We start from the raw sequence: 9,594 nt of genomic DNA on the forward strand, positions 1-9,594 counted from the left end.
TAAAATAACAATAAATAGATTTATATGCGTCCGACTAATGTAACCTTAATAGCTAAATTAAGAGATGCACATCCTACGCACTTTAATATTTAGAAAAACAGATTTGCAAAACTAATACGGCAATAAGACTATTTTGTTCGTTATTTAAGATCCCTCCCTCTATTTGTTTCATTCTTATGATTAAGCCCTTTTTTCGAAAAGTAGGAATCAGTCCATACATTTCGACCTTAACAAAAGTAAACTATAGAAGCATGCTACTTACATCTAAAGGAGTGTATAACTATTGGTAACAATTAGTCTCTGTATGATTGTTAAAAATGAAGAAGAAGTGCTTGCTCGATGTCTTGATACTGTTAAAGACATAGTAGATGAAATCAATATCGTCGATACTGGTTCTACAGACCGTACTGTTGAAATTGCAAAACAATATACTGATAGAGTCTTTTATTTTGAGTGGATTGGCAATTTTGCTGCAGCTAGAAATGAATCGTTTAAATATGCTACGAAAGATTACATCCTATATCTAGATGCGGATGATGTCCTATTAGAGGCAGACCAAAAGAAGCTATTAGAACTAAAGGAAACACTTGACCCTTCTGTTGATTCTGTATCTATGTATTATGACGCAGGTACCGATGAATATGGAAATGTTACAATCCGTTATAGAAGAAATCGATTAGTAAAACGCGAAAAGAATTTTGTCTGGAAAGGAGATTGTCACCAGTATCTTGAGGTATACGGGAAAATTATTAATTCTGATATCTCAGTCACTCACAAAAAAATAAAACATTCAGTTGGACGCAACCTGAACATATATCAAACCAAGCTTGATAGAGGTGACGTGTTTTCAGCAAGAGACTATTTCTACTATGGAAATGAGCTTAGAGAAAATGGTCATTACGAGAAAGCGATCGAGAGCTATAACGAAAATATTGCAATAAAAGAAGGCTGGATAGAAGATAAAGTTTATGCTTGTATAAATAAAGCTGACTGTTATCGATATCTTGGAGACTTTGAGAATGAATTAAAAAGCTTATTCCAGTCATTTGAATTTTCAAAAACGCCAAGGGCAGAGACTTGTAGTAGACTAGGGTACTATTTTCAAAGAAAACAGGATTTTCACTCTGCTATTTATTGGTATAACTTAGCCACTGAGCTAATTCCACCTGAGGATAAATGGAGCTTTAGCTATCCCGCTTATTATACTTGGTATCCTCATTTACAAATGTGTGTTTGTTATTACCGATTAGGTGACTTCAAAAAGTCCTACGAACATAATGAAAAAGCTCTTTCTTATCGTCCTAAAGATGAGAGAATTATACAAAATAAAATTCTTTTAGAAAAAAAATTGAACATTACTCATTAAACAAAATCATGGAAAAAATTAAAGCTGCCATTCAAATGGTGGTTTTTTGTTGAAAATAAAGAGGTTAATTAGTTTACTTGCCGTTACGACAAAACTATGACTCTCATACGTTAATGTGACGACAACTTAGGAAGTTGACCAAAGGAGGACATTATGATTCAACTAATTGACTTAAAGAAGCAATTTCAATCTGTTAAATCTGAAATATTACAAGAAATAGAACACGTTCTTGATAGTGGACAATATATACTCGGTCCAAAAGTTAGAGAATTAGAAAAAAGTATTGCAACTAAGCTTGGTGTTTTAGATGCTGTTGCAGTTGGAAATGGAACAGATGCATTAGTTTTGACTCTAGAAGCATATGGAATTGGCAACGGTGATGAAGTCATTACGAGTCCATTTACTTTCTTTGCAAGTGCAGAAGCTATCTCAAGAGTTGGTGCAACACCAATTTTTGCTGACGTAGATCCTGTAACCTATACGATTTCACCTGCTAAAATTGAAGAAAAAATTACGAGTGCAACAAAAGCGATTATTCCTGTTCATATATTTGGTCAATCAGCAGATATGGATGAAATTATGGATTTAGCTAAAAAATATCAGCTTATCGTCATTGAAGATGCATGCCAAGCATTTGGTGCTACGTATAAAGACAGAGCAGTCGGCTCATTAGGTGATGCAGCTTGCTTTTCATTTTTCCCGACCAAAAACCTCGGTACATTAGGTGATGGAGGTATAATCACTACCTCTGATTTAGAACTTTCTAAAAAAATTCGCAGTTTACGTACACATGGAACATCAAAGAAATATTACCATGACACAATTGGTTACAATAGTCGATTAGATGAAATTCATGCAGCTATTTTACTCATACTTTTAAACAAAATAGATAGCTGGAATGATAAAAGAAGAGAACTAGCATTACGTTATAATCAAGCACTATCAAATGCTACTTTAACTCTTCCAGTCGAAAAAAACGACCGTTCTCACATTTATCATTTATATTGTGTAGGCTCTGAAAAACGGGATCAATTTATCGAAAGGTTAACAAAAGAAGAGATTCATACAGGAGTATATTATCCATTATGTCTTCATCTACAAAATGTCTATGCACATTTAGGTTATAAAAAAGGTGATTTTCCAGTTTCTGAAAAATTATCTGAAACATTATTCGCGCTACCGATGTCTCCTTTCTTACTTGAAAGCGACCAAGATCATGTCGTTAAGGTATTACGTAGAGAGGTGGAAAACAGCAGTGACCATTAGATTTGGCATTATTGGATGCGGATTTATTTCAAAGCGTCATCTTGACGCTATCGCTCATTGTCAAAATGCTAAACTTGTAGCAGTAAGCGATATACAAATAGAAAGAATGAACGATGCAATTACTTATTATAAAAATGCATCTAATACTCATGAAACAATAAAACAATATACTACCTATACAGATATGGTTGAAAGTGAAGAAGTTGATGCTGTCGTTATTTGTACAATTTCTGGTTTACATGCCGAAATGGCAAAAATCTCACTAATTGCCGGAAAGCATGTGATCCTTGAAAAACCAATGACACTTTCATTAAAAGAAGCAGATGACATCATCCAACTAGCAAAGGCAAAAAACCTTCAATTAATGATTTGTCATCAAATGCGATTCAGACCTATTATGCAAAAGATTAAAGAAGTAATAGATGAAGGGAAAATCGGCAGACCTTATTTAGGAGTTGCTTCAATTCGCCTTAACCGCTCTCCAGAATATTATGCAGGTGCAGCATGGCGAGGTGACTGGGGTAAAGACGGTGGTATGTTAATCAACCAAGGTATACATGTAATCGACTTATTACAATGGTTTTTAGGCGATGTAAAAAATGTATATGGTGATATCTCAAGGTTTTCTCAAACAAAAGAAACAGAAGACATCGCACTCGGAATCCTTACCTTTGCAAATCAAGCAAAAGGAATCATTGAAGCAAATATCATTACACAGCCCAATAATTTAGGATATCACTTATCAATTTATGGTGAAAAAGGCTGTATTTCCATCGAAGGACCATCATTAAATTCAATTTCAAGATGGTTCATAAAAGATGAAGTAACAAGCTTGAATGAGTTGGAGCAATTAACGAGCGACCAAAATGAACAATTATATATGTATAATAATTTTATCGAATCTATCCAAACTCCTAATCAACAAGTTCTAATTTCTGGCGAGGAAGGAAAAAAAGCATTAGAAACCATTTTCGCTTTATACAATTCTACACTAACAGGGAAAAGTCAAAACCTCCCATTAGAAAATTTTAATACAATGAATATGAAATCTAAAGGTGGTCCAACATGAAATTCGGAAAAATTTTAATTACAGGTGGTGCAGGTTTTTTAGGTTCTCAGTTAGTCAAAGAAATGATCCCTGTTGCTGAGCATATTTATATTATTGACGACCTTTCGACAGGGAATAAATCATCGATTCCAAATGCAACTAATATCTCGTTTTTTCACGCAAGTATTACAGATGAAGAAACTTTAGAGCATGTACTTCCTGAAGTCGAATATGTTTTTCATTTAGCATGTAAAAACCTAGTTTTATCTTACAATAATATTCAAGATGATTTCGAAACAAACCTATACGGTGGCCTATTGTTATTACAAAAAACAGAGCAACTTTCCCGTAATTTAAAGCGATTTGTTTACACTTCTACTGCATCAGTATATGGAGATGCCACTATTTTACCTACTCCTGAAACCTATCACAATACGAAATTACCTTACTCTGCTAGCAAATTTTCTACCGAACATTATTGCCATGTATTCCATTATATGTACAAATTACCAGTTACTATTCTCCGATTATCAAATGTATACGGCCCTGGCCAATTGATCAGTAACCCATATTGCGGTGTTGTGGCTAAATTTTTTGAAGCTGCAATGCACAATCAGTCTATGCATGTTTTTGGTGACGGAACACAGACGAGAGATTTTACTTATATTGAAGATGCCCTAAATGCAATATTGCTAGTCGCAACAAACGATCAGTCAATTGGTCATGTCTACAATGTTAGCACAGAAAAAGAAACGTCAGTTCTCGATCTTGCAACGGAAATTAATAAAGTTTGTGGAAATCAAGAATTAAAGTTATCATTCCTTCCAAAAAGATCCGTCGATGTTGTTCAACGTAGATGTCTCGACCATTCAAATTTAAAAAAGCTGGGGTGGGAGTGTCATCACAGCTTAATTTTAGGCTTAACAAAAACATATCAATGGCTAACTCGAGGTGAAAGTTCATGAAAGTATTCCACGGTACAACCGAAATAGCTGGACAAATGGGTATATTAAGTGACGGATTAAAGCAAAAAGGCTTCGAATCAACAGGATATAACACTTATCATTCTTATCTTGGTTACAAGGATAACCTAATTAATACGAGTGAAGAAGAAATTAAAAAATTGAAGGATGAAATCATCGATTCTTTTGATGTCTTTCATTTTCATTACTGTACAACACTTGACAAAAACTATGAGGATCTTCCACTCATCTTTAATAAACAAAAAAAGATGATTATGCATCATTGGGGAAATGATGTACGATTCCATGAACAAGCAAAAGAGAATAACCCTTATGTCTATACCGGAGATTCACCAGCAAATGAAGTGATTCATGAGAGGTTGACGAAAATAACTCCTTATATTAAACAGGCAATTGTTCAGGATTATGAGGTTTATGAATATGTAAAAAATTATTATGATAAAGTCCATGTCGTTCCAATAGCGATTAATTTACAGCATTTTAAACCATTCTACCCTCCAATACACAAAAAGAAGCCATTACTGCTACACGCTCCAACAAATCCTGACTTTAAAGGAACTGTTTATATCGAAGAAGTAATTAATAAATTAAGAGAGAATTATGATTTTGACTACCAAAGAATTGAAAAAATGAGCCATGATGAAGTTATTGAATTATATGAAAAAGCCGATATCATTATCGACCAAATCCTTTGTGGCTCATACGGACTATTGAGCGTTGAATCGATGGCCTTAGGAAAACCTGTTGTCACCTATATTCGACCTGATTTAGTTTCCACTTTCCCGAGTGTTCTGCCAATAGTAAATGCAAATCCAGATACGTTATACGAAAATGTAAAGATTTTATTAGAACAACCTCTTTTAAGACAAAATTTAGGAATATTAGGAAGAGGATATGTAGAAAAGTACCACGATCACCGTATTATTACAGAACAATTAATTAACATTTATAAAAATCTTTAATAGTAAAACATGCTTTTCTAAACATTCATCCTAAAATTATAGAATTTAATATATGTAGGAAGGCTTAGTTCATTGAAAATTATAAAGTTAAAAAGCTTTATACTGCAGGACATGTGTTCAAAGTATCACCGGACACATGTCTTTTATTTTCCCCTTCATTAGTTTGCATGTTGGAAAATGGAATAAAAAAATATATTTCTATCCATTTTAAAAAGCCTAAAGCTAATTACAAAATGACAGATCTTACAACTTTATATTTAAATAATATAAGCTCTCTAGTCTATTTTTAAAAACCGAGAGCTTTTTTATAAAAAATATCTCATTTTTTATCTCAATCCCATGCCCTGTTACAAGTACTCCAATCAATAGATCTATTAAAAACGACATCATTAAGTCTTGAATACCAGCAAGAAAATGACAAAAATTATACCTCTATATTCTGAGTTATTTGAAATCATTCAGCAATCAATGATAATACCGGCTTCTTATTCGTCCCTAGTATCAAATAAGCTCCACTACGTGTAGTTATTACGGAAACTGCATAACATTGTTCTACAGTTCTCACAAAGCCTGTAATGACCCTGACAACACTTATCAAACTAATATTATATAGAATGCTGAGACCAATAAAATAATCCATAATTTATCTCCTACATCATTATTTATTACATTTTTAAACAACATAAGATAGATAAATCTCAAGTATATATATGGTTTACTTTTTGGTGTCTGTTCTAAAACCAGGAAACTTAATCATGAGTTACATCCAATAAAGATAAAATAGACATGGAAATCAATAACGTAAAAGCAAATAAATAAAGTACTCATGTAAAATCATCTAATCCTTGTGGTTCAATTTGATTTGATACCTTAACTAGATAATTTTCAATATCACTCCAAACCTTTACAATTACTCTCTGAGCGCCAGGTTGAGCTAAATTGTGCCTTCTGTTTGATTACTTTTTCAATATGCTGCTGAACATTAATACAGCTATTATGTTGATCATAATGAAATTCAGGGTCCATTTGGTTTCAACAATGTACATTAACAACAATACAAACTAAAGAAATGACGTATAACACTATACGTCATTTCTCTAATTTCTTATAAAGAATACCAAAAACGAAACCCTTTCCTTCATTAATTTTTCTTTATTGAAAATAGAATAGTTATTATTACAGAAATCAATATTTAAAATCAGGAATCATTTAAAACAAGCTTTAGTACGTTATTCCTGGATATCTAAATTCCTGATAAATATTCTTAATAAATGAATAAATTTGAATATATGCTGTAAAGTCCTCTTCATAAATCTGTTTCATTGTTTGGTCATGGAATTGATAAAGCAATAAACAGTTTTCGATAAATTCATTTGTTAGCCCTAAATTTAAATAATCATAAATATGGGTACTATTATATGTTGCACCCTTCCCGTAATTAATTTGCATACCAGTATGATAATGTTTAGCAAAGACTGAAGTATTGGTAATCCAATTAGTATCTACCTCTGTATTACCATAATAGTTCGGATTTGCAGTCGCTGCATCAAAACCAAATTCCTTCCAATTTAAACATCCTGATGACCCATAATTAAACGGCCAGATTGATAATAATTGGTGCTTATGAATGTATTCATTAGAAGCTTTAACAAGCGCCTCATCACCTGAGTTAATAGATTCACGCTGCCATGCAAATCCTCTTAACACAAGCTTATCATGCAGATTTGTTTTCTCTTCCCATCTCATCATAAAACAATCAATCCACCACTGAACCGCTTTTATTCGATCTGCATCATTTACAAAATTAAGGTTATTTCCAAATACATGACCAAATCTTTCTTGTAGTGGATTTGGATATGGAATCGTTATCCAAACGTCTGTTTTCTCCCCATATTTTGTGTTTTGATGAAGTGCGTCCAAGTTCACATCATCCATAAATAGCCTCTCGATAATTTGCAACCAATCATTATTTCTCGCAAGCTTTCCTAATCCAGTATGCATTGAATGAATGAAATAATTTTCTCTAACTCGTATTGGATTAAAAATAAATGCCTTGAACATTGTATCAATTGGATTTCCTTCAACAATATAATGTTGATAATATTTTAACTCTTCCTTCGTCCAATCAGTTGAATAGTCATCTGATGCATCTCCAAAAGGCAGCATACAAAGGTGATTTTGTATTGAAAGTTCTTCAGCAGTTAGATAACCATTGGAATTATTTGACATGTTTATTAATCTCCTTTTTCATTATCTCATTTTATAAGATATGAAAAATAACTAGTTACCGTGCTTCTCCTTTTATACCTAATTAAAAATGTGCTTCTAGAAATGTCGAAGGATGAATATGTAATTATAATCAAAAAGATTTTGTTACTTAGGAGTGAAATTAATGAGCTCAATCGATATTTTCTTTATTGATTACAGCAACGAATCACGAATAAATAGGGCAATTGACTCCTTAGATTATCTAAAACACCACATAGGTAAAGTAACAATCTTTCATTACAAGAAGATTCATGTAAGCACTCCCTTGACTTTAAATAGTCGAGTAATCGTCATGACAGATATTGGCGAACAAATAAATCAATTTGTTAATATTAGTACCTCTGACTATATAATGTTTATGTATTCAGATGAAATCCTAACAACCGAAATATATCATTCCTCCCTTTCTTACAAGGAGAAGAAATTTATCATGACTAGCCAGATAACTGTTAGAAACCTATCAATTAAAAGACCATTTATAGTCAGTGCTTCTTTATTAAAAAAATACCCTTTACTCTCCTCTAAATTTGTTCCTTTTAATGAAGCGTGCTTTGTAGCGTGGCTTTTAAACCAAAATTTACAAGCATCTTCTCATTACGAAGGAGTAAGGCAACTAAGGAAAAAAATAGATACTGCAAATATGCATAAATGGAAGTATCTCGAAAAATTTACCTTAAAAACGAAAAAAATAGATACTCCAATTTCTCTCTCAGTAATGATGTCCACTTATAATATGGAAAAGTATATCGAAACAGCACTTTTATCATGTCTTTTGCAACATGAACCATTCCAGCATATATATGTAATCGATGATGGCTCAACTGACAGAACACATGATATCTTAGCAAAATGGTCAACTGAAAGGGATGATATTACATTTCTTCATAAAGAAAATGGTGGAAAGGCAAGAGCACTAAATTCCATATTGCCAAAGATTAACTCGGATTTCATATTAGAAGTAGACGGGGACGATTGGCTTGATCCTGATGCTGTTACAACTCTTTTAAACCTATTGCTTTCTTTACCAAACGATGTATCAGTATTGTACGGAAATTTAAAAATATGGAAGGAAGTCACTCCTTCTTTAATAAAATATAAAAAGTCACGTATAGGGAAACAAATTGATTCACATACAGAATTATTTACATATCCTCATCCTTTAGGACCAAGAATTTATCGGACAGATAAATTAAAGGGCATCGGTGGATTTCCAGTTATTTCGTTTGAGGATGGGAGATTGTATGAGGACGTTTCTGTATTATACAATTTATTAAAAACGGGAAGGATTTTGTACAAAGATTTTTCTGTTTACAATGTCCGACAGCATGATGAAAGTATTACAAAAAAAAATCAATCCAAATGGAATGATTTTATAGTATACTTGACTACCTCACCTTTATAATGTGAGATCCCCTCATCTACTTAGCTTCAGAAGCCTATTTAGACAAGGGGTGTCCTACTAGGTCATATTCAAAGAACTCGTATAAAATTTATAGCTTCGATAGGAATATAACGATATCCCCTTGATCCATATTCTAAAGGTTCGACTAATGTTACAATATTACTGTTTATTTCCTCTAACTGGATCGTCAACACTAAACTAGACAATTTTTTTAAGGTGTTTTATTTTGAATTCAATTGGACTTAAATAATCTAGGGTTCCATGGATTCTAATATAGTTATACCAGTGAACATAGTCAT

8 protein-coding genes are annotated in these 9,594 nt (G+C 32.7%); 6 read left to right on the forward strand and 2 right to left on the reverse strand.

The genetic code is table 11. From position 1 onward, the window contains the following. Positions 1-283: 283 nt before the first annotated feature. The 5 genes from ACTJJ9_RS23050 (at position 284) to ACTJJ9_RS23070 (ending at position 5,625) form a co-directional block, all read left to right on the forward strand. Positions 284-1,366, forward strand: coding sequence for a glycosyltransferase (locus tag ACTJJ9_RS23050; protein ID WP_095302025.1), 1,083 nt, complete (start codon positions 284-286; stop codon positions 1,364-1,366). Positions 1,367-1,519: 153 nt separating this feature from the next. After that, a complete protein-coding gene (locus ACTJJ9_RS23055) occupies positions 1,520-2,632 on the forward strand; it encodes a DegT/DnrJ/EryC1/StrS family aminotransferase (RefSeq protein ID WP_095302024.1) in 1,113 nt (370 codons plus the stop codon). Continuing rightward, positions 2,622-3,701, forward strand: coding sequence for a Gfo/Idh/MocA family protein (locus ACTJJ9_RS23060; protein WP_095302023.1), 1,080 nt, complete (start codon positions 2,622-2,624; stop codon positions 3,699-3,701). The genes ACTJJ9_RS23055 and ACTJJ9_RS23060 overlap by 11 nt, the downstream gene beginning before the upstream one ends. After that, positions 3,698-4,645, forward strand: a complete 948-nt coding sequence (locus ACTJJ9_RS23065) for an NAD-dependent epimerase/dehydratase family protein (protein WP_145582483.1) — start codon at positions 3,698-3,700, stop codon at positions 4,643-4,645. The genes ACTJJ9_RS23060 and ACTJJ9_RS23065 overlap by 4 nt, the downstream gene beginning before the upstream one ends. Then, positions 4,642-5,625, forward strand: coding sequence for a glycosyltransferase family 4 protein (locus tag ACTJJ9_RS23070; RefSeq protein WP_095302021.1), 984 nt, complete (start codon positions 4,642-4,644; stop codon positions 5,623-5,625). The genes ACTJJ9_RS23065 and ACTJJ9_RS23070 overlap by 4 nt, the downstream gene beginning before the upstream one ends. A 1,221-nt stretch (positions 5,626-6,846) precedes the next feature. On the opposite strand, the gene ACTJJ9_RS23075 is transcribed toward ACTJJ9_RS23070, so the two are convergent. Continuing rightward, positions 6,847-7,854 carry a DUF4855 domain-containing protein gene (locus ACTJJ9_RS23075; RefSeq protein WP_145582484.1) on the reverse strand — a complete coding sequence of 336 codons (1,008 nt, stop codon included), beginning with the start codon at positions 7,852-7,854 and terminating at the stop codon, positions 6,847-6,849. A gap of 163 nt (positions 7,855-8,017) precedes the next feature. On the opposite strand from ACTJJ9_RS23075, the gene ACTJJ9_RS23080 reads away from it, so the two are divergent. Beyond that, complete coding sequence (locus tag ACTJJ9_RS23080; protein WP_145582485.1) at positions 8,018-9,295, forward strand: glycosyltransferase family A protein; 1,278 nt, start codon at positions 8,018-8,020, stop codon at positions 9,293-9,295. Positions 9,296-9,493: 198 nt separating this feature from the next. On the opposite strand, the gene ACTJJ9_RS23085 is transcribed toward ACTJJ9_RS23080, so the two are convergent. Further along, on the reverse strand, positions 9,494-9,594 hold a 101-nt coding region (locus tag ACTJJ9_RS23085; RefSeq protein WP_440768915.1), incomplete at its 5' end, for an IS3 family transposase.

It is taken from the genome of Metabacillus sp. 22489 (assembly GCF_052044855.1).
Classification (GTDB): Bacteria; Bacillota; Bacilli; order Bacillales; family Bacillaceae; genus Metabacillus; species Metabacillus niabensis.